The sequence below is a fragment of the Hyphomicrobium zavarzinii ATCC 27496 genome (assembly GCF_000383415.1).
In the GTDB taxonomy this organism is placed as follows: domain Bacteria; phylum Pseudomonadota; class Alphaproteobacteria; order Rhizobiales; family Hyphomicrobiaceae; genus Hyphomicrobium_C; species Hyphomicrobium_C zavarzinii.
Genome location: NZ_KB911257.1, coordinates 62,446 through 82,757, shown reverse-complemented (window position 1 = coordinate 82,757; position 20,312 = coordinate 62,446). Strand labels below are relative to the sequence as shown.

At 65.5% G+C, this 20,312-nt stretch carries 17 protein-coding genes; 8 read left to right on the top strand and 9 right to left on the bottom strand.

The window, feature by feature from the left end; genetic code table 11:
- Window positions 1-34: 34 nt before the first annotated feature.
- Complete coding sequence (locus tag F812_RS0108260) at window positions 35-3,412, top strand: helicase HerA-like domain-containing protein (RefSeq protein WP_020085496.1); 3,378 nt, start codon at window positions 35-37, stop codon at window positions 3,410-3,412.
- 707 nt (window positions 3,413-4,119) lie between these two features.
- Window positions 4,120-6,597 carry a transglycosylase domain-containing protein gene (locus F812_RS0108255; RefSeq protein ID WP_020085495.1) on the top strand — a complete coding sequence of 826 codons (2,478 nt, stop codon included), beginning with the start codon at window positions 4,120-4,122 and terminating at the stop codon, window positions 6,595-6,597.
- 218 nt (window positions 6,598-6,815) lie between these two features.
- On the opposite strand, the gene F812_RS0108250 is transcribed toward F812_RS0108255, so the two are convergent.
- On the bottom strand, window positions 6,816-7,793 hold the full coding sequence (locus F812_RS0108250; RefSeq protein WP_020085494.1) for a beta-ketoacyl-ACP synthase III: 978 nt from the start codon (window positions 7,791-7,793) through the stop codon (window positions 6,816-6,818).
- Between the two features lie 50 nt (window positions 7,794-7,843).
- Between F812_RS0108250 and mutT the strand changes: the two genes are divergently transcribed.
- A complete protein-coding gene (gene mutT, locus F812_RS0108245) occupies window positions 7,844-8,251 on the top strand; it encodes an 8-oxo-dGTP diphosphatase MutT (RefSeq protein ID WP_020085493.1) in 408 nt (135 codons plus the stop codon).
- Between the two features lie 10 nt (window positions 8,252-8,261).
- Complete coding sequence (locus F812_RS0108240; RefSeq protein ID WP_020085492.1) at window positions 8,262-8,771, top strand: GNAT family N-acetyltransferase; 510 nt, start codon at window positions 8,262-8,264, stop codon at window positions 8,769-8,771.
- On the opposite strand, the gene F812_RS0108235 is transcribed toward F812_RS0108240, so the two are convergent.
- Complete coding sequence (locus F812_RS0108235; RefSeq protein ID WP_020085491.1) at window positions 8,768-9,655, bottom strand: methyltransferase domain-containing protein; 888 nt, start codon at window positions 9,653-9,655, stop codon at window positions 8,768-8,770. The two genes, F812_RS0108240 and F812_RS0108235, sit on opposite strands and share 4 nt — an antisense overlap.
- A gap of 131 nt (window positions 9,656-9,786) precedes the next feature.
- On the opposite strand from F812_RS0108235, the gene F812_RS0108230 reads away from it, so the two are divergent.
- The 4 genes from F812_RS0108230 to F812_RS0108215 all read left to right on the top strand — a co-directional run bounded on the left by F812_RS0108230 (window position 9,787) and on the right by F812_RS0108215 (window position 12,357).
- Window positions 9,787-10,596 carry a ComF family protein gene (locus F812_RS0108230; RefSeq protein WP_020085490.1) on the top strand — a complete coding sequence of 270 codons (810 nt, stop codon included), beginning with the start codon at window positions 9,787-9,789 and terminating at the stop codon, window positions 10,594-10,596.
- A gap of 130 nt (window positions 10,597-10,726) precedes the next feature.
- Complete coding sequence (gene grxC / locus F812_RS0108225; RefSeq protein ID WP_020085489.1) at window positions 10,727-10,990, top strand: glutaredoxin 3; 264 nt, start codon at window positions 10,727-10,729, stop codon at window positions 10,988-10,990.
- Between the two features lie 39 nt (window positions 10,991-11,029).
- Entirely contained in the window at window positions 11,030-11,902 is an 873-nt protein-coding gene (locus F812_RS0108220; RefSeq protein ID WP_040498113.1) for a carbon-nitrogen hydrolase family protein, read from the top strand.
- Entirely contained in the window at window positions 11,899-12,357 is a 459-nt protein-coding gene (locus F812_RS0108215; protein WP_020085487.1) for a DUF1178 family protein, read from the top strand. Before F812_RS0108220 ends, F812_RS0108215 begins: the two co-directional genes overlap by 4 nt.
- Before the next feature lie 17 nt (window positions 12,358-12,374).
- Here the strand turns inward: F812_RS0108215 and F812_RS23125 are convergent, their stop codons facing one another.
- The 7 genes from F812_RS23125 to F812_RS23115 are packed head-to-tail and all read right to left on the bottom strand — an operon-like array spanning window position 12,375 to window position 20,041.
- Window positions 12,375-13,196: an NAD-dependent epimerase/dehydratase family protein gene (locus F812_RS23125; protein WP_020085486.1), complete on the bottom strand. Its 822-nt coding sequence runs from the start codon at window positions 13,194-13,196 to the stop codon at window positions 12,375-12,377.
- Entirely contained in the window at window positions 13,189-13,749 is a 561-nt protein-coding gene (gene rfbC, locus F812_RS23120; RefSeq protein ID WP_020085485.1) for a dTDP-4-dehydrorhamnose 3,5-epimerase, read from the bottom strand. Before rfbC ends, F812_RS23125 begins: the two co-directional genes overlap by 8 nt.
- The gene (locus F812_RS0108200; RefSeq protein WP_026867952.1) at window positions 13,746-14,993 is read right to left on the bottom strand and encodes a class I SAM-dependent methyltransferase; all 1,248 of its coding nucleotides are present in this window, start codon (window positions 14,991-14,993) and stop codon (window positions 13,746-13,748) included. Before F812_RS0108200 ends, rfbC begins: the two co-directional genes overlap by 4 nt.
- Window positions 14,986-16,062 carry a CDP-glucose 4,6-dehydratase gene (gene rfbG / locus F812_RS0108195; RefSeq protein WP_020085483.1) on the bottom strand — a complete coding sequence of 359 codons (1,077 nt, stop codon included), beginning with the start codon at window positions 16,060-16,062 and terminating at the stop codon, window positions 14,986-14,988. Before rfbG ends, F812_RS0108200 begins: the two co-directional genes overlap by 8 nt.
- 4 nt (window positions 16,063-16,066) lie before the next feature.
- Entirely contained in the window at window positions 16,067-16,849 is a 783-nt protein-coding gene (locus tag F812_RS0108190) for a sugar phosphate nucleotidyltransferase (protein WP_020085482.1), read from the bottom strand.
- Between the two features lie 43 nt (window positions 16,850-16,892).
- Window positions 16,893-18,335, bottom strand: a complete 1,443-nt coding sequence (locus tag F812_RS0108185) for an HlyD family type I secretion periplasmic adaptor subunit (RefSeq protein WP_083929126.1) — start codon at window positions 18,333-18,335, stop codon at window positions 16,893-16,895.
- Entirely contained in the window at window positions 18,332-20,041 is a 1,710-nt protein-coding gene (locus tag F812_RS23115; protein ID WP_020085480.1) for a type I secretion system permease/ATPase, read from the bottom strand. The genes F812_RS0108185 and F812_RS23115 overlap by 4 nt, the downstream gene beginning before the upstream one ends.
- Window positions 20,042-20,312 lie beyond the last annotated feature (271 nt).

Sequence of the window (20,312 nt, the reverse complement as noted above, 5' to 3'; positions counted from 1 at the left end):
GTCACCGATTTGCGTTGTTGGAGACCGTTGACGCATGCATCAGGAAGCCGTCGAGGCCGGGGCCGTGGACAAGCTGTCTCAGGCCTTTGAGCACAGCATCACCTGGGAGGAAGACATCTGGCGGGCCGATCCCGTCGACGTTCCCGAGGTGCATGTCAAGGCGCGCCGCAAGTTCGCAGACCTCCTGTCTCAGGTTACGACCGGCCGCAACGGCGCGGCCACGCAATCGCGCATCCTGCTGTTCCACGGCCAGTCCGGTGCCGGCAAGACGCATCTCCTGCGTGCGCTCCGCACAACCGCGCATCGCGAAGGCAAGGCCTACTTCGGCTATGCCCAGATGACGCCCGACGTGTCGAATTACGCTGACTACTATTTGCGCCGCCTCATCCACTCGCTGGAGAAGCCTTATGATCCCGACAACGAGGGGATCAGCGGCCTTGCGCGTCTGACCGCGCACCTCGTCAACGACTCCGAGGTGTTGCCCAAGGCGAGCCTCAAAGAGCTGACCGAAGGCGCCCTCTCCGACGAGGAGCTGGCGAGCCTCGTGCTGCGCCTCGCCGACGAGATCGTGGCGAGCCCCAAGTTCCGCGACCTCGAACTCGACATCAACATCGTCCGCGCGCTTCTCTATCTCGAGCGCAAGGACCCGCGCATCGATCAGCGCATCCGCCAGTACCTGTTCGCGCGGCAGTTGACGCCGCTGGCACGTGAGGCTGTCGCTGCCCTCGATCCCAACACGGGCGAGGATCGTGCGTTCGAGATCATCACCGCGCTCGGCACCTTGATGTGGACGGTAGAGCGGGCAGCCCTCGTGTTCTCCATCGACCAGGTCGAGGATCTGCGCTTCTTCGATGACGCGGAGGAGCGTTTCCAGCGCGCCGCCCGCGATCTCATCCAGATCGCCAACCGGCTCCCGAACGCCATCATCATCATTTCCTGCCTCGAGGATTTCTACGGACAGGTGCGCGGGGTTCTCGCGCAGTCCTACGTGGATCGCATCGAGAAGTCTGGTCCCGTGCCGCTGCTCGAAAGCCGCACGCCGGAGGAGGCGCGCCTCATCATCGCAAAGCGCCTCGAGCATATCGCGGAGCAGGGCGCCGGATTGGATTTCCCCGATCCCGCGCAGTATTTCGGCCCCGACTTCTTCGAGGAGTTCGGCGGTCTTTCCACGCGCCGTCTTCTGGAGCACGCCCAGAGCCGCCTGCGCGACAAGACCGCGCCGGAAGGCGATGAGGATCAGGCCGATCCGTCAGGCTCCTGGACGTCGACGCTCGCGTCCGTGCTCGGCGGCATCTTCGGCGGCGCAGAGGGCGACACCGCGCGGCCCTTGTCGCCGTCCGTCGATTATCGCGATGCGTGGGAGCGTTTCCAGGCAGCTTCGGAAGCCGAGATCCCGTCCGACGAGAACGAGCTGATGGACGTGTTCGCGACCTCGCTCGCGCTCGCCAAGGACGAGTGGGGCGGCGCCATCAAGCTCGCCGTAGGCCGTCTCGAAATCTCGGACGAGGTGCCGGCCGTCGATCTCCGCGTGAGCCACAAGTCGGGCCACATGAGCGAGACGCGCGTGTTCCTGTGTAACCGCACCACCCAGGGCGGTGGCCTCAAGCGTCAGCTCGACAAGGTGCTGCCGATGACGGCGGGCAAGAGCTGCGTGATGCTGCGCGCCAGCGACTATCCGCCGAACAAGAAGAACCAGACGGCTCAGGCCTTCCGCAAGTTCCGCGAGGGCGGCGGGCGCTTGTTCACCATCCCGATCCCCGAGTGGGAGCGGATGATGATGGTGCGCGAGTTCTACGCCCACTACAAGAACGACCCCGGCTTCCAAGCCTGGTTCGAGGACGCCAAGCTGCTCTCGAACATCATCTCCATTATCAGCGTGCTGCGCCTCGATCTGCTCGGCCGAACGCTCCCGCGCATTGCCCGCGAGGTCGAGCCCGTGGCCGATGCAGCGGTGACCGCGCGCGCCGAGCCGCGCGCCGCCGATCCCGCGCTCCCGCCGCCGTGGTCTCTCACCGGCGAGGCCGAGCCGCTTCCCGCCAACGACGACGAGCTGCCGCTTTCCGTCATCCTGGACGAGACCGGCACCAACGGCACCAGCATCTTCGCAGGACGTGAGATCGGTGCCCGCGGCAAGCCCGTGACACTCAACATGAACGTGCTGAAGCGGCACGCGGCCGTGCTCGGCGGCTCCGGCTCCGGTAAGACCACGCTCGCGCTGTGTCTCATCGAGCAGCTTCTCCTGAAGGGCATTCCGGCCGTCCTGATCGACCGTAAGGGCGATCTTTGCAGCTACGCGAACCCGGACGTTTGGCGGGCCAACGACGACGAGTTCGGTGAGCGCCGCGGCGAGCGCGAGCGTCTGGCCGATGCCATCGACGTTGCGGTCTATACGCCGGGCCGCTCCTCCGGCCGGCCGATCTCGATCACGCTTTTGCCCAACGGCATCAACGAGCTGCCCGACCACGAGCAGCAGTTGCTTGCGAACCTGTCGGCCGCCGCTCTCGGCGACATGCTGCATCTCAAGAACTCGGCGACCCACCAGAAGCAGTCGGGAACGCTGTCGGTCGCACTGCGCATCCTGGGCTCCCGCCACAGCCGCGAGGTGACGCTGGCCGATCTCATTGCGCTGCTCGAGGATGAGGATGCGGAGCTGACCGACCTCACGCAGCGCATGGATCCGTCGGGCAAGATCCGCCGCGACCTCGTCGCACAGCTCGACAGCCTCCGCCATCGCAACGCGGCGCTCTTCGAGGGCGGCGGCGAAAGCCTGCGCATGGACAGCCTGCTCGGCATCGGACCCTTCGCCCGCGACGGCCGCACGCGGCTTTCGATCATCTACACGGGCTTCCTCGGCGACAATGAGAACATCCTGTTCTGGGTCTCGCAGTTCCTCTCGGAAGCGCTACGCTTCTGCCAGCGCAACCCGAACGACGAGTTGCAGGCCGTCGTCATGTTCGACGAGGCGGATCTTTACATCCCGGCCAACGCCAAGCCCGCGACGGCCGAGCCGCTGCAAAGCTTGCTGAAGCGCGCCCGCTCCGCAGGTCTCGGCCTGATGCTGGCCACTCAGTCGCCGGGCGACCTCGATTACAAATCGCGCGACCAGATCACGAGCTGGTTCATCGGCCGCGTTCGCGAGGACACGGCGCTGAGGAAGCTCAAGGCTGCGTTCCAGAGCGAGAGCGGGTTGGACCCCGCAGCGGTTCTGCCCGGCCAGACCGTCGGCGAGTTCCATCTCGTGCAGGAAGGCTTGGTGCGCAGCATGAAGGCGCAGCGCTCGCTCATCGAGGCCGAGCAGGTGCCCTTCGATCGCATCGAGCAACTTGCCCACGAGACGAAGGGGCAGGACGAGCGTCAGCTTCGCCTGTTCGATGCTTTGGGGCGCTCGTCGGGTGCTCGCCGTACGTCTTGAGGGATCCACCGGGTTATCCCCGAGATATCCCGCATTTGCACAAAACCTCGACTAAAGACCTGTTGCAGAAAGATCACGATAGACGTCAGTTTTCGGCCAGCGGAGCGTTCAAAGAGCGATCCACTGGCTTTTTTGCGCGTGCTGGCACCTGCCGTAGCTGCACCCAATAATTTGAAAAATTAAAAGAAAAGCTCTGCAGAAAGCGTCTGCATTGCATTGCAGCAAATCAACCTCGCCGCCGCGAGATAACATTGTGGCAAAATTTGGCTTAAGGGGTGAGGGAATTTTTCTGTTGTTGTATTATCTTCTTGTTTCGCGGTTGAGGGGTCATCGCGAAACACGGAAGACACCGGCGAGGAGTGGGCGGCTTCGCGGGTGGGCGAGTTGAGTGCGGGGTTTGTCGTGTTATGCTTGGTAGATCATTCTTGATGCTTGTTGTGGCCACCTTGTTGGGCCCGGCCGTCGGAGTTGGACTCTTCGTCCTCCTCAATACGATGTAAGAAGCCGGCTCTAAGGCGGGTCTTTTCAACTGCAATAGCCGACAGTTTCGGAATGTGGTCCGTTGCTCCATCGGAGCCGCGTGATGTCGCATTCGTACAATCCTCGGCCGTTCGCTGAGCGGCAGCGGCGCCCCATTTCCCCCGAGCTTCCGCCATAAATGGTCCGTACGACAGTGAGCCCGTGCGCCGTGAGCTCGCTGTTGCGTCATGCTTTTCATCCTTCGCCTTCTCGCCCATATGCGCGAGCTCGTGATCAGCATTCCCATGCGGATCGCGAGCCTATTCAGCGAATGGATCGCCTTCAATCCCCGTCTCGGCCCCCTGCGCTACGTCGCCGTTGCAGCCTCGGCCTATGTGCTGTTCGCCGTGGTGCTGGTCTATGTGGTCGCGCCGCTGCGGGGCATCGCGGGACACTATCTGCTCGGCGAGAAGCTCCGCTACGACGCCGAGCGCTGGCTCGCCACCGCCATCTATGACGCCAATGGAAGCTTCGCCGGCACCTTCGATGCGCGTCTCGACAGCCAGCGCGACGTCAACTACACCGACGCCGCCATCGACGTCGGCGACTACACCGCCAACCCGGACCACAAGTCGATCCCGGTCCGCGACGTACCGCCCTATTACTGGCAATGCCTGGTCCATCACGAGGACCGCTACATCGGCACCTGGCTGAACCCGTTCGGCATCGACCTCGCGGGCGTTCTCAAGATCCCGTATTCGTCGGTGCGCCGGTCCCTGGCGCTGCATCGGCCGAGCCTCGGCGTCGGCGGGTCGACCCTGCCCATGCAGCTCGTGCGCGTGATCTACAACACCCCGCCGCACAGCAATGAGAGCGCCATGACAAAGCTCTCGCGCAAGCTGGCGGAGTGGTGGCTGGCGCCTGTCATCTATCACGAGCTGACACGCGGGGGAGACCCGTCGCTGCTCAAGCAGTGGGCGGCGAACCACCTCTGGCTTGCGCAGCGCACGGGCGGCGCGCCTCTGCATGGCGTCGAGCTGACGAGCCGTGTCGTGTTCGGCAAGGATTCGGCGGAGCTCTCCATCGCGGAGCAGTTCGTGCTGGCCTCGGCCGTCAATAAGCCGATCATCCTGCTCAAAGGCGACGAGCGCTTGAACGAGGTGCGCCTCGACCGCTGGCGCTTCATCGTCGAGGTGCGCGCACGCATCTGCGCGGAGAGTCTCATCGAGGACGAGGAGCAGAAGAAGAACGTTCTGTTCGAGCTGATCGCCATGGCGGGAGGGCCGCCCGATCCCAAGGTGAAGCCGAAGCTCCAGGCCGCGCTCGATCGCTACGCTCCAGACCAGGCGAAACGCGCCCGGGCCAATCCCGTTGCGCGCGCCAACGCCTTGATGCCCGCGGCCCGCTTCGGCCTCCGCGAGGAGATGAAGGAGATCTACGGCTTCGGCTGGCGCGACCATGTGCGCGGCGTCACCACCACTTTCGATGCGGCGGGCAACCTCGCGTTTCACGACAAGATCAAGGCGGGCCTTACACGCATCGATGCGGCCGTGCAGCCGAAGCTCAATCCGGGCTACACCCTCGATCCCGCACGCGCCGGTCCCGATCGCAGGCAGCCCACCATCACGGTCGTCGCCGCCAACGCAAAGGGTGAGATCGTGCGCTACTACGAGGCGGGTGAGACGGCTCCCTATTTCGGGGCGCCAGCCGCACGCGACGCGGCAACCGGCCTCTACGATCCCGGCCGCGATCCGCGCATGATTGCCTCCACCGGAAAGATGATCGCGGCCATCGCCATCGCCAACAGCGGGCGCGACACCACGAACTCCCTCTACGTCGATACGGAGGCGCCGCAGCGCGGGCTCGAAACGTGCGCCAAGGGCAACGGCCGCTTCGGCCGCCGCGCCATCGTGAGCTTTGCCTGCTCGCTCAACGCCCCTCTCATCAACCGCACGGCGCTTGCAGGCCAGGAGCGCGTGCGAAAGCTCATTGAAGGCTTCGGCTTCACCATGCCGCCGTCCGATGCGTCCGGTCACGGAACGCCTCCGTCAACGGCCGTCGTGCTGGGGCAGATTTCCGGCTCGCCGCGCAAGGTGCATCACATGTCGGCGGTGATCCTCGCGTCGCTTCTCGGCCGCGGCGCCACGCCGGTGCGCGAGCCGACGCTGGTCCGGAGCTACGATTACACGAGCGTGGAGAACGAGCCTGTGGCGCACGGAGATGTGCGCGAGCCGATTATCCCGAACCGTCTGATTCAGCGCCGCGCCGTGCCGCTGCTCCGATCCCTGCTCTCGGCGCCGCTCTGCTACACGGCCGGCGGCGTGCCGGCGGGCACGCTCAAATCCCTGTCGTCCTGGTGCGCGGCGCGGCGCGCTGGCCTGCGCCTCCACTTTGCGAAAACCGGAACGCAGGTGACCGCCGATCCCAACGCGACGGTGGACGTCTGGACCACCGGGGGCCTCCAGTTCGCCAACGGCGCAGCCTACTCGTATGTGGTGCTGGTCGGCACCGGCTCGGGCTCCGAGCCGTGGGCGACGAAGGTCCACGCGGCGGATGTTGCCGCGCCGCTGCTCGAAATCTTGCTTGAGGACCTCGCAGCCCACGCTCGCGAAAATCCGATGCCGGGGCTCCTGCCGCCGAAACCTGCACCACGGCCTGTGGCAACCAACGACGAGACCGCCTCCGACGCGTTGACCCGCGCTCTCAATCTGCGCCGGCTTCGCTAGACCATGATCGCTTCGGACCCTATCAGTCCGAAGCGTGAATCATCAGTCTAACAAAGAAAACCCATGATCGCTTCGGACCCTATCAGTCCGAAGCGTGAATCATCAGTCTAACAAAGAAAACCCATGATCGCTTCCGACCCTATCAGTCCGGAGCGTGAATCATCGGTCTCGGTAAAACCTGAGAGCGCGATCCTCATGCAATTGAAAATGATCGCGCTCTAAACCTCGAACACGACGGCGCCGCCCGTGAGGCCCGCGCCTGCCGCCGCGAGCAGCAGCAGCTCGCCGGGCTGGAACGCACGCTCCTCCGCGGCGATCGAAAGCGAGAGCGGGATGGTGGCCGCCGAGCTGTTGCCGTAGAGCGCAACGGTCGAGATCAGTTTCTCGTCCGGTACGCCGAGCTGCCGCTGGGCCGCGCCGATAATGCGCGCGTTCGCCTGATGCGGCACGAAGTAGTCGATGTCGCCGATGGCAAGCCCGGCGCGCGTGAGCGCTGTGTTCGAAGCCTCAGTCATGATCTTCACCGCACGTGTGAATACCGCGCGCCCGTCGCTGATTTGCATCAGCGTCGCGGCTGGCTCCAGACCATCGGCAAACGGCCGCCGGCTTCCCCCAGCGGGAATCTTGATCAGGTCGTAGGCAGAACCGTCGGACGCGAGGTGCACGCCGCGGACGCCGGACGTTGCCCGTGCCGAAGGAGCGAGCAGCGCCGCCCCCGCGCCGTCTCCGAACAGCAGCGCGCTGGTCGGATCGTCGAGGTTCAGGCGGCGCGATAGGATATTGCCCGCGATGACGAGCGCAGGCGCCTGATGCAGCTTGACGAAGCTGTCCGCGAATGTGAGCGCGTAGAGAAACCCGCCGCAGGCACCCGCCATGTCGATAGCTCCGGCTCCGGTCGCGCCGAGCCGATGTGCGACCAGGGGAGCCGATGGGGGCAGAAGATGATCCGGCGTAGAAGTCGCCAGCACGACGAGGCCCAGGCTCGCCCGGTCGAAATCGGCCTTCGCCAGGGCCATCTCGCCGGCCTTCACCGCGAGGTCCGACAAGGCCTCGTCAGGCGCGGCGAACCGGCGTTCGCGAATCCCCGTGCGCCGCTCGCTCCAGCCGGTCTCGACGCCGAGCCGCGCTTCGATTTCCGCATTTGTCACGCGCCGCTCGGGCGCATAGTGTCCGAGCGCAAGAAGTGTCGATCCCATGCCCTCCTCTATAGGCTGCGGCGGTGCCCGCACAAGGTCCAAATCACCTCATGACGAAACCAATTCTGCTCGTGGCCGCGGCCGCACTGGTCGACCCTGACAATCGCGTCCTCATCTGCAAGCGCCCGGAGGGCAAGCAGCTCGCGGGCCTTTGGGAGTTTCCGGGCGGTAAGGTTGATGCGGGCGAGACGCCGGAGCAGGCGCTTCGCCGTGAGTTGATGGAGGAGCTTGGCATCGAGGTCTGCGAGACGTGCCTTGCGCCCTTCACCTTCGCGAGCCACGCCTACAAGGACTTCCATCTGCTGATGCCGCTGTTCCTCTGCCGCAATTGGGACGGCGAGATCACCCCTCGCGAGGGACAGGAGGTCGCGTGGGTGCGGGCAAAGCGCCTCGCGGATTATCCGATGCCGCCGGCCGATGCCCCGTTGGTTCCCTGGCTGCGCGATCTCTTGGGATAGGAGAGTGACGATGCGCGTAAAGCTCGAGCGGGGTGTGTGGCGCCCGATGACGGAAGCAGACGTGCCCGCCGTCGTCGCCATCGCCGACCGGGTGCATGTGGATTATCCGGAGGACGATGCGGTGCTGTCCGAGCGTCTCGCGCTCTATCCCGCCGGATGCGCCATCCTGGAGCAGGACGGCAACGCCACGGCCTACGCGATTACGCATCCCTGGCACTACGGAAAGCCGCCCGCGCTCAACGTCATGCTGGAGGCGCTGCCCGAGAGCCCGACGACGTACTACATCCACGACTTCGCGTTGCTGCCGGAGACACGCGGATCCGGCGCCGGGTCCGCCATTGCCAAAGCCGTCCTCGACCATGCGAGGGAGAGCGGATTTTCCAACGTGTCGCTGGTCGCTGTGAACGGCTCTGGCCCGTTCTGGAGCCGCTTCGGATTCGAGATCGTTGCCGATCCCGCACTCGATGCGAAGCTCAAGAGCTACGACGACGAGGCGCGCTTCATGGTGCGCAGGCTCTAGACCTTTCGCTCCGGCACGCCGAGCACGTCCGCGAGCCGTGTCTTCGCTGAGCCGGGTTTCAAGGGCTTCTGCTGGCTCTCGTGTGGCGTCCACGCCGTCAGCGTCAGGATCTCGAACGTCGCCGGCACGCGGCCGTTGTCGAGACCGAAGCGCTCGACGTAGATCTCGCAAGCTCGCATCAGGAGCCGCCGCGTTACCGGAACGCGCCGCCGCGCGGTCAGCATGTTGGCCGCGCCCATGCCCTTGATGTCGCGCATCAAGGCCAGCGGGTCGGAGTAGGTCACCGAGACAACGTCCGAATCCGAGACGGGCAGCGCAAACCCCGCGCGTTGCAGGAGGCCGCCCAGGTCGCGCACGTCCGCGAACGGAGCCACGCGGGGCGATGCGCCGCCTGCGACCTCGTCCTCCGCGAGAAGCCAAGCCTCGCGCAGCTCATGGAGCGTCCGACCGCCGAGCAGCGCGGCGAGCAGCAACCCGTCCGGTTTCAACGCGCGGCGGATCTGGATCAGCGCTCCGGGAAGGTCGTCCACGAAATGGAGCGACAGGCCCGACACGACGAGGTCGAGCGAGCCCTCCGCGAACGGCAGGGCATCGAGCTGCCCGGCGACGCGCGGCGGGGCCGCCTGGGCCAGCATGGCTTCCGACGGATCGAGCGAGATGAGCCGGCCGACGGACGCCGCGGCCCCGATCTCCCGCCCCAGCACGCCGTGATGGCACCCGAGATCGAGCGCCACGGGGAAGGAGCGCCGCACGATGGCCAGCCGCTCGGCGAAGTCCTCCGCGACGCGGCGCAGTAGAAAGTCATGCGCGCGAGCCGAGGCGGCGGCCCGGTTGCGCCGCTCCGTGAGCAGGCGAGTATCGAAGATGGGGGCGTCGTCGGGCATGCGCGTGAAAGGAGCCTTCGTTGGGGCGGTTGCACCGTGATATCCCGTTCAATCTATCAGAACAGCGACCTATCAAGTTTGCCCAATCTGACGCACAGTCCGCTCGGGGACAGAGGTTTGGAAGGCCGGTCATGTCGGAAGCAGGCCTGGATGAGGAGAGCGAGCGCCCGCCTGGCGCTGCCCCCGCGCGGGAGCCTGGAATGCTGCGGCGCGTCCTGGCGGCGATCTCCGATCTCCTGATGCCGCCGGTGTGCCTGGTCTGCCGGACGCCGATTGGAGACCACGACGCGCTGTGTGCGGGCTGCTGGCGCGACATCGACTTCATTCGCCCGCCCCTCTGCGACCGCCTGGGCCTGCCCATGCCGTTCGACACCGGCGGTGTCATGATTTCTGCAGCCGCCGCGGCGGATCCGCCTCCCTACGACCGGGCGCGGGCGATCGCGGCCCATACCGGCTCCATGCGAGCCCTGGTGCACGCCCTCAAGTTTCACGATCGCCATGACGTGCGCCGTCTGCTTGGCAAATGGCTGGTGGAGGCCGGACGCGACGTGGTGGGCGAGTGTGAGACGGTCGTGCCCGTCCCTCTTGCGCGCCGCCGGCTGCTCGTGCGCCGTTTCAACCAGGCCGCGATCCTGGCCCAGGAGGTGGCCCGGCTGACGGGGCTCGGCTATGAGCCGCTCGCGCTGGAGCGCAGGCGCGCGACCTTGAGCCAGGTCGGCCTCACCCGGGCCGCGCGCCAGCGCAACGTGGCGGGCGCTTTCGCCGTGCCTCGGAGGCTTGAGGATCGCGTGCGGGGCCGCAAGATCCTGCTCATTGATGACGTTATCACCACCGGCTCGACCGTCGGCGCCTGCGCGCGGGCGTTGAAACGGGCTGGCGCTTCGCGTGTGGATGTGCTGGCGCTCGCTTTGGTGACGGATAGGGGCGTCATTCCCTCTTGAAAGCCGTTCTCAACGCTGGAAAAATGCCGCAAATCGTTGCGAAATGGGTGTCGGCTGCGTATCGCGCCCGTCGAGAGAGACGCAACGTCCGAGTGCAACCCAGGTTGGCCGTCGAGGAACGTTGGAAGACATGGCCAGAGTTACGATCTACACCACGATCCTTTGCCCCTATTGCCACATGGCAAAAGAGCTGCTGCGCGCCAAATGCGTGGCCTTCGAGGAGGTCGACGTAACGGGCAAGGCGACGCTCCGGGCGGAGATGACCAGCAAGGCCGGCGGGCGCACCACCGTCCCGCAGATCTGGATCGGCGATCAGCACGTGGGCGGCTGCGACGATCTGATGTGCCTCGAGCGCAACGGCAAGCTTGATCCCCTCCTCTGCGCGAGCCACTAAAGTGCTCTAAAGGCACGAATGATCGAAGGCTCGGGGCATATGACGACGGCAAATCTCGCGAAGTCCTTTCGGGTAGGGCTGGTCCAGATGTGTTCTGGGCGGGATGTGGCGCGCAACCTGCGCGATGCCGCCGCGCTCATCCGGGAGGCCGCAAGTGGCGGGGCTGGTTACGTCCAGACCCCCGAGGTCACCAACCTGATGGAGCTCGACCGCGAGCGCCTGTTCGCCGTGGCCGAGCCGGAGAGCGCCAATGCCGGGCTCCGCCAGCTCGCCGATCTGGCCAAGGAGCTGTCGATCTGGCTGCATGTTGGCTCCATGGTGATCAAGGCGAGCGACGCCAAGCTCGCCAACCGCGGATACCTGATCTCGCCCAAGGGCGAGGTGACGGCGCGCTACGACAAGATCCATATGTTCGACGTGGACCTGCCGAACGGCGAGGTCTACCGCGAAAGCGCCAACTACGAGCCCGGCACCAAAGCCGTCGTCGCGGATCTGCCGTGGGGCGGCATCGGCTTCTCGATCTGCTATGATCTGCGCTTCCCCTATCTCTACCGCGCGCTCGCACACGCCGGTGCCTCGTTCCTGGCCGTGCCGGCCGCCTTCACGCGTCTTACGGGAGAGGCCCATTGGGTCACCCTGCTGCGCGCCCGCGCCATCGAGGCCCAATGCTTCGTCTTCGCTGCCGCCCAGGGCGGCCTGCACGAGCATGGCCGCGAAACCTTCGGCCATAGCCTCGTGGTTTCCCCCTGGGGGCAGGTGCTCGCCGAGGGCGGCGTTCACCCCTCGGTCATTTTCGCGGATGTAGACTTGGCCATGATCGCGGACGTCCGGTCACGCGTGCCGTCTTTGCGGCACGACAGGAAGTTCGACGTCGTTCATGCGGATGGAAAGGCCGCTGAGGTCGCGTCATGATCAAGTTCAGCCTCGTGTGCCAGGACGGCCACGAGTTCGAAGGATGGTTCAAGAGCGGCGCAGCCTACGAGAAGCAAGCAGCCCGGGCTGAGATCGTGTGCCCCACCTGCGGCAGCACGTCCGTCGACAAGGCCATCATGGCTCCCGCCGTCAACACGCGCAAATCCGAGAAGGCCAACGCAACACCGGTGACGCCCGCGCCGGCCGCCCCCTTGTCGAACGCGCAGTTTCCACCCGCCGAGCTGCAGCAGATGATGCGCAGGATCCGCGAGGAGGTGCACGCCAAGGCCGAGTACGTCGGCGGGCGATTTGCCGAGGAGGCGCGCCGCATCCACTTCGACGAGAGCCCGGCCCGCGGCATCTATGGCGAAGCCTCCGCTGAGGAGGCAAAGGAGTTGGCCGAGGACGGCATCCCCTTCTTCCCGCTTCCGCCGCTGCCGGAAGACAGGAATTAGACTGCGACAGCCTTAGTCTAGCCTTTGAAGGCTGCCGCAAGCTCCCCGATCATGGAGACGAGCGGCCTTCGCCCGGTGATGCCGAGCGCGTCGAGACGGCGCGTCTCGATCTCGGGAAAGGTGACGGTCGGCGCGTTTGGCGCCACAGAGATCGCGGTACCCGTCTCGGCCTCGATCCGCTCCATGATTTCCCGATGCGTTATGTTGCGCCCGAACGCGACATTGGTGATCGGCTCGCTGCCGCGCACCGCGATCGCTTCGAGCGCGCGTACCACATCGCCCACCCAGACGTAGTCCTTCGCCGAGGCGAGGCTGGTCTTGAGGTGAACGGAGCCCGTCTCGGCCGCTTCGCGCAGCACCGATGTCAGGAAGTTCTGCGACGCGAGATCGGCCCCGAACACGTTCGAGAGCCGGGCGACGCGCGCAGTCGCGAGGCCGGACCCGAGGCAGGCCGCCTCCCCCATCAGCTTCGAGAGATTGTAGAGATGATCCGGATTGGCGGGCGAAGCGGGGATCGGCGCCAGCTCGTCCGTTGAGGCTGCCGGGCCATAGACGCGCGTCGAGGACGTATAGACAAACGACTGGAACCGGCAGCCGCGCAGGATCTCAGTGAGCAGGCTCACGTGCGCGTCTATGGTCTCGAACGGGCGAGAGCGGAAGTCCGCGGTGAGGCCGATGGTGTAGAAGGCGTGGCCCAGCTCCGCGCCGCGCCAGGATGCATCCCCGCGCACGAGCGCGCGCACGTCGTAGCCCGCGCGCGTGAGGTGATCGACGAGCGCGCGTCCTACGAATCCATTGGCGCCGAAAACGGTGGCTCTCGGGCGGGCTGCGTCAGTCATGGCTGGCCGCAACGGGAGAGAAATCGCGGAACGGCGCCCACGCGAGATCGCGATCCGAGATCACCGCCGCTTGGCCGAGTGGCCACGTGATGGCGAGGTCCGGATCGTCGTAGCAGAGCCCCGTGGCGTGCTCGGGCGCATAGCCGCAGGAGATGTGATAGGTGACCTCCGTCGCGGGCGCGAGCGTCTGGAAGCCGTGCGCGAAGCCCTTGGGAATGTACAACTGCTTGCGGTTCGCGGCCGAAAGCTCCGTTCCGAACCAGCGTCCGTAGGTGGCGGAGCCGGCCCGCACATCCACGATGACGTCGAAGATGGCCCCAGCCGTCACGCGCACGAGTTTCGTCTCGGCGGCGGGCGGGCGCTGCAGATGCATCCCGCGCACCGTGCCGGTTTCGACGTTGTGGGAGATGCTGATCTGGTCGAGGTGCGGGTCGAGACCGCGCTCGCGGAATGCCGTCGCACAAAAGAGGCGCGCAAAGAACCCGCGGGTATCGGCGATCGGCTCCGGCACGATCACGAAGGCGCCGTCGAGCGGGGTCGCTTCGAAGATCATGGGATGATCTGCGGCTCGGGCAGGGGCACGATGAATTGGCCGCCCCAGGCGCGAATGCCCGCCATCTGCCCGATGATCTCGTCCTTGAGGTTCCAGGGCAGGATCAGCACGTAGTCGGGCTTCGTTTCGAAGATCCGCTCGGGTGCGTGGACGGGAAGCGCCGTGCCGGGCAGCAGAAGCCCCTGCTTGTGCGGGCTGGCATCCACCGCATAGTCGAGAAAATCGCCGCGAATACCGCAGTAGTTGAGCAGCGTGTTGCCCTTCGCGGCCGCGCCATAGGCGACGATCCGCGCGCCCTTCTCCTTGAGGCTGATGAGCGTGCTGAGAAGTGCCCGCTTGGCATGGCGCACTTCGGCCGCGAACGAGCCGTAGCTCGCGAGATCGTCGAGCCCGGCATTGGCCTCGCGGCCTCGGAATGCGATGAGCCGGTCCGAGGCCGCGGGAGTAGCGCCCGTGTGGCCCGCGAAGATGCGTAGGCTTCCGCCATGCGTCGGCAATTCCTCCACGTCGAACACCGTGAGCCCGTGACGCGCGAACAACCGCTCGACGGCCAGAAGCGACAGGTAGGAATAGTGCTCGTGATAGATGGTATCGAAGTACTTGGCTTCGATCAGCCGCAGGAGGTGCGGAAATTCGATGGTGATCACGCCGCTGTCTTTCAGCAGCAGCTTGAGCCCGCTGACGAAGTCGTTGATGTCGGGCACGTGCGCCAGCACGTTGTTGCCCGCGATCACGTCCGCCTTCCCGCTCTCCGCAACCTCTCGTGCCGTCGCCGCGCCGAAGAAGCGCACGAGCGTCGGGATGCCGCGCTCGCGCTCCGCCACCTCCGCGCAGTTGGCGGCCGGATCGATGCCGAGCACCGGGATACCCTGCGCCTTGAAGTATTGCAGCAGATAGCCGTCGTTGCTCGCGACCTCGACAACCTTCGACGAGGGGCCAAGCCCGAACCGCGATGTCATCATCTCGGCATAGCGCCGCGCGTGCTCGAGCCAGGATTTCGAGTAGGAGGAAAAATAGGTGTAGGAGCCGTGGAAGTGCGTCTCGGCCGGTTGCACGTCCTCGATCTGCACGAGCTTGCAGGCTTCGCACACGAACGTGCGCAGCGGATAGAAGGCCTCAGCCAGATGCGCCTCCGCCGGAAGCCGCATGGCGTTCGAGACTGGTGACATCCCGAGATCCACGAACACGTGCCGGAGCGGCGTGCCACACGCACGGCAGGGCAGGGTGCGGGTCGTGTCAGCCATTGAGATACTCGTCGATCTGCCGAAGGGTGAAAGCGCGCATATCTTGCCCGCCCGTGTAGGCCTTGTACCAGTCTATGGTCCGGTCGAGCGCCTCGGAAAGGCGCCATCGCGGCCGCCAGGAGAGGGCGGAGCGGGCCTTCGCGCTGTCGACCTCGAGCAGGCGGGCTTCGTAAGGCTGGTAGCGCGTGTCGTGCCGCCAGTGGGCGCCATCGGCCCAGCGAGCGGAGATCTCGTCGGCGATCACGCGTACGGGCACCGCATCGTCTTGGGCCGGTCCAAAATTGAACGCCAGCGGCTGGGGAAGCTTGCTGGCCTCGAACAGGGCCTCCGCTAGCCGCAGATAGCCCGAAAGCGGCTCCAGCACGTGCTGCCAGGGGCGCACCGAGGACGGATTGCGGATGAGAAGCGCTTCGCCCGCCGTAAAGGCACGTACCGCGTCGGGGATCAGCCTGTCCTCGGCCCAATCGCCGCCGCCGATCACGTTACCCGCGCGCGCGGTGGCCAGCGCTGCGCGATGTCCGTCGCCCGAGAAATAGGAGGCGCGATAGGACTCGACCACGATCTCTGTGCAGGCCTTGCTTGCGCCATAGGGCTCCTTGCCGCCCAGCCGGTCCGGCTCCCGATAGGCCCACGGCCACTCGACATTGTCGTAGACCTTGTCGCTGGTGATCACGACGCAGGCTTTGACGCCCGGCGTCTGCCGCACGGCGTCCAGCACCTGCGCTGTGCCGACCACGTTCGTCGAGAAGGTCTCGACCGGCTCGGCCCGGGCAGGTCTCACCAAGGCTTGCGCGGCGAGATGCAACACGATCTCGGGATCGGCCGCCGCCATGGCCGCGTTGAGGCGCGCCCCATCGCGAATATCGCCGATCGTCGAGCCGCCGAGCGAGCCGACGCCAGCCACGTCGAAGAGATTGGGGCTCGAAGGCGGAGCGAGCGCATAGCCCGACGGCTCCGCGCCGAGACGGCGGAGCACGCCCATCAGCCAGCCGCCCTTGAAACCGGTATGGCCAGTGACGAAGACGCGGCGCCCGGCCCAGAATGTGTGCGACAGCGGCGCCGTGCTCATCCGTTTAGTTCCACACCCGCCACGGCGCCTTGCCCGACGACCACATGTCGTTGAGGAGCTGCATCTCGCGATAGGTGTCCATGCACTGCCAGAAGCCGCCATGCTGATGCACGGCAAGCTCGCCCATCTTGGCGAGGCGCTCCAGAAGCCCCGTCTCCAGCGGCTCGTTGAGGTCCGGATCGAGGAGATCGAACGCGCGGCGGTTGAAAACGAAGTACCCGCCGTTGATCCAGCCCTGCGTTACCTGCGGCTTCTCTGCGAAGCTGGTGATCATGCCGTCGTCGATGGCAAGCTCGCCGAAGCGCGAGGAGGGGTGAACGGCCGTCACGGTCGCGAGGCGGCCCATGCGCTTGTGCGTGGCGATCAGGTCGTCGATGTCGACGTCAGCCACTGCGTCGCCGTAGGTGGCGAGGAAGGTATCGCCCTCGATATGCGGGAGAGCCTTCAGGATGCGCCGCCCTGTGAGGCTTTCGAGACCGGTTTCCGCCAGCACGACGCGCGCGTCCAGAAGCTCCGAGTTCGAGGTGCGCCGCGCGTAGATGCCGCCCGTGCGGATGTCGATCTCGAGATCGTGCGCGCGATGGTGATAGTTCACGAAATAATCGCGGATCGCATCGCCCTTGTAGCCGAGGCAGAGCACGAAGCGCCCGACGCCATGATGGCGATAGTGCATCATGATGTGCCAGAGCATCGGCTTGCCGCCGACCTCGACCATCGGCTTCGGCTTGAATTCCGTCTCCTCGCGCAGGCGCGTGCCGAGCCCGCCGCAAAGTATCAGTGCTTCCATCGGTCTGTCCCCACCTGGTCTCTTCGAGTTCGGGTCGCTGTCGTTATTTCTCGCGCAGTCCGTGACGCATGGATTGCGATACGGGGTCGAGCATGTACTCAAGAACCGTGCGCGAGCCTGTCGGGATGATCACTTCGACCGGCGTTCCGGGCGTCAGCTTGAGCTCGCCGAGCGCCTTCAGCTCGGCTGGGTCGACGTCGATGCTGACGTCGAACAGTAGCGCGTGCCCTTCGGCATCAGGCCGCGCGTCCGCCGAGCGGTTGCGCACCGTGCCGTGTACGACCGGAAGTTTGCGGCCCTGGGCAGTCAGAACCCTGAGCTCCGCCCGCATGCCCTCGTGCACGTCGAGCGCGTCGCTCGGACGGAGCTGGGCCTTGATGACGATCCCGGATTCGGCCGGCACGATCTCCAGCAGGCGCTCCCCTTTTCCGATGACACCGCCCACCGTGTTGACGGAGAGACCGAGCACATGGCCGCTGACCGGCGCGCGGATGACCGTGCGTGTCAGCACGTCATTGGCGACCCGCTCCCGCTCGGTCGCGTCCGCAATCTTGGTGCGCGCATCCTCGAGCTCCTGTGCGATCTTCACGCGAAAATCGCGTTCGATTTGAACGATTTGGTTCTCGAGCTGACCGATCAGATGCTCGAGACGCGTGACGTGGCCCTGATACTCCTGCTGCTGCCCCTGAAGCGCTGCGGCGGCGCGCTTGAGCTGCAGCACCGGCGAGTTCGTCGCGTAGCCCTTGTCGTAGAGCATCTGCTTGGGGCCAAGCTCCTCCTGGATCATACGGTACTGCTCGGCGACCGCCGTCGACTGGGCCTTGAAGATGTCGATTTGGCTGCGGGCCTGCTTGATCTGCTCGCGGATGGTGCCAACCTGCGTCGCGTTCGCACTGCGCCGGGCTTCGAGAATCTGTTCCTGGGACACCAGAAGCTGCTCGATGGCAGGCTCGTTTCGCCGGTCGGTCAGAGAAGCCGGGAAGTTGATGCGGGGAAGGCCAGCTGATTCTGCTTCGAGCCGCGCCAGCACGGCCGACTGCGTCACGACGGCGGCGCTCTGGATTTCAAGGGCGGCCCGGGGCTGCAACTGGTCGAGCCTGATTAGCTCCTGGCCAGCGCTTACCAGATCGCCCTCCTTCACGAGGATGGCGCTCACGATGCCGCCGTCCATGTGCTGCACCGCCTTGCGGTTTCCGTCCGCGCCGACAACGCCATAGGTGATGGCAGCGCTTTCGATCGAGCTCAACGCAGCCCATCCGCCCAGAAAGCCGAAAAAGCCGAGGACGATGAGAAGGCCGGCGTTGATCAGGCGGCCCGCATCACGGAAATCGGCGCCGAGCGCGGCGTGCGGAGAGGCAGGCGCCGCCGGTGCGGCCGGAGGCGCGGCAGGAGAATCGCCCTTTTGCGACGCGGCGGAGGCATCCGAGGCGATGGTCTGCGCGTATTCCGTCCGAAGCAGCTCGAGCTTGGCCAAGGCGTGTCTCATGCGCGCTCCCCGATGCGTCTCTGACCGACCGGGAAGCCCGGCGCGATGCGTGGCATGACACGCTCGACGGGGCCGAACTCGGCCACCGTGCCGTTGGTAAGAACCAGAACTTTATCAAGCGAAACCAGAATGCTAGGGCGATGTGCGATCATCACGACCGTGGTGCCCCGTGCCTTGAGGGCGACGAGCAGTTTGTGCAGGGCCGCTTCGCCGTCGCTGTCGAGATTCGAGTTGGGCTCGTCGAGAACGACGAGCTTCGGATCCCCGAACACGGCCCGCGCCAGCGCGATGCGTTGGCGTTGTCCGCCAGAAAGCGGAACACCTGATGCCAGCAGCGGCGTGTCGTAGCCCTTCGGGAAGCCGAGGATCATGTCGTGCACGCCGGCGAGCCGCGCGGCCGTCACGATCGAGGCCGCATCCGCCTTCTGGAAGCGGGCGATGTTCTCGGCAATGGTGCCTTCGAAAAGCTCGATGTTCTGGGAGACGTAGCCGGTGAAGGAGCCGAACTGTGCGCGCCCCCACGACCAGACTTCCGCGCCGTCGAGCCGCACGCTGCCCGCGCCCGGCTTAATTGCGCCGACGATCAGGCGCGCGAGCGTGGATTTTCCGGCCGCGCTGGGGCCCACGATGCCAAGGGCTTCGCCGGGGTTCACCGAGAACGAGATGTCGTTGAGAGTTGCGGCGCGGGCGCCGGGAACAGTGTAGGAGAGGCCTTCGACCGAGAGCCGCCCCTCCGGAACCGGCAACTCCATCGTCTTGGGGCGAAGCGGCACGGCAAGAACCTCCTCGACGCGGCCAAGCGCCGCCCAAGCCGAGAGGATCTGCCGCCAAACGCCGACAAGCTGGTCGATGGGCATAAGCGCGCGCGTGCAGATGAGGGACGCGGCGAACAGCGAGCCCGGCGAGATCTCGCGCCCCACCGCGAGCCAGGCGCCGGCGCCCATGATGATCACCTGTAACGCGTAGCGAACGAACTTGATAACGCTCGAAACTGCGGAGTTACGGGCGCTGGCCTCGGCCTGCATGCCGATTGCGCGCACGCGGATGTCGGCCCAGCGGCGCGACAGCTGCGGCAGCATTCCCATGGCACGCACGGTTTCGGCGTTGCCGATCACGCCCTCGGTGAGCCGGTAGCTCTCGTCCGTGAGCTTGCCGGAGGTTCCGATCTTTTGACCGACCAGGATCTGGTTGAGTACGGCGAGCCCCATCACCGTCAGCGCGCCGACAAGCGAGATGACGCCGAGAACGGGGTGAAGATAGAAGCAGGCGCAGAGAAAAAGCGGCGTCCAGGGCAGATCGAACAGCGAAATGATGGCGCTGCCCGTCAGCGCGTGGCGAACCGTATCCAGATCGCGGACAGCCCCGCCCTTCGTGGCGTTCGACGTCTCGCCATCACGCTCCACCAGCCGCTCGAAGACCTGCGTGGACAGTTGCGCATCGAATTGCACGCCCAGGGCGACGAGCAGTCGTGCGCGGATTTCCTCGAGGGCGCTTGCTGCTGCAATTCCCCCAAGAACCGCCACGGTCAGCACGAGCAAGGTCGCGCCGCTTCCGCTGGGAAGCACCCTGTCGAAAACCTGTATTGTATAAAGTGGGATTGAAAGCGTCAGCGTGTTCACGAAAACGCTGAAAACCGCCGCCCACATAAGGAAGCGTTTATAGCCGGACAGGCCGGACCTGAATACAGGCGAGAGGGCGCGCGTCATCTGTTCGAAGCATGCTCATCCAATGGGGCGAATCACTGACGCAAACGCAACGAACGCTACCGTGTTTTATGTCGGACTGAAATGAGCGCGCTGAAGATGCTCATCCGGCCGTCGATATCCGGGAAATAGATCCCGAAATGAAGAGATTCATATTCAACTCGAAATGTCGTTTTTTTGCATTTTGAGCTGCTTGCGTAGGCAACAAAAATAGGCAGTGGAGTCATATAGATGCAAGAGCAGCATAAACTGATTGCACAGCGTTGCGAACTAG